Source organism: Bradyrhizobium sp. PRIMUS42 (assembly GCF_023006515.1).
Lineage (GTDB): Bacteria > Pseudomonadota > Alphaproteobacteria > Rhizobiales > Xanthobacteraceae > Bradyrhizobium.
The window spans coordinates 1-733 of the sequence record NZ_JALBGZ010001388.1; the positions used below are offsets into that span (position 1 = coordinate 1).

General features: G+C 70.0%; 1 protein-coding gene. It reads left to right on the forward strand.

What is annotated here, in order from left to right:
* Positions 1-733: AMP-binding protein (locus MOV75_RS40550; RefSeq protein WP_247008459.1), on the forward strand; the 733-nt coding region annotated here is incomplete at both ends.

Below are 733 nucleotides of genomic sequence, written 5' to 3' on the forward strand. Positions count from 1 at the left end.
CAGGCCGCGGCCGAGGCGCGTCTGGGCGAGGCCGCGGTCCGGCGGGTGCGGCTCGATGACGATCTCGGCGGTATCATAGGCGAGGAGACCTCTGCACCGGCCGCGGTGAGCGGACCGGACAACCTCGCCTACGTGATCTACACCTCCGGATCCACCGGGCGGCCCAAGGGCGTGATGGGCACGCATCGCAATGCGTGCAAACGGCTGGGCTGGGAGGGGACGGGCGACGGCGGGACGGTGTATTGCCAGAAGACGTCGGCGAACTTCCTGGATGCGTATTGGGAAGTGTTCCAGCCGCTGCTGGCGGGCGGCCGGATGGTGATCGCCAGTGCGGCGTCGTCGCGCGATCCACGCGAGCTGATGCGGATCATCGGCGAAGAGCAGGTGGAGCGTCTGGCGCTGGTGCCGTCGCAACTGCATTCGCTGCTCGAGCTCGTGCCGTCCGAGAGCGAGGCGCCGCACCTTCGGATGTGCATGATCGGGGGCGAGGCGGTGCCGAGCCGTCTGGCGGCGGCGTTCGCGGAACGCTGGCCGCATGCGGCGCTGCTCAATGTCTACGGGATGGCGGAGACGTGGGACGTCAGCTGGTACGATGCGAGCCGGCTGGTGGACGGGGCGCTGGTGCCGATCGGGCGTCCGCTGTCGAACACGCAAGTGCATGTGCTGGACCGGGAGGGTCGCCCGGCGGGCGTGGGGATCGCAGGCGAGCTCTATATCGGCGGCGCCGGCCTCG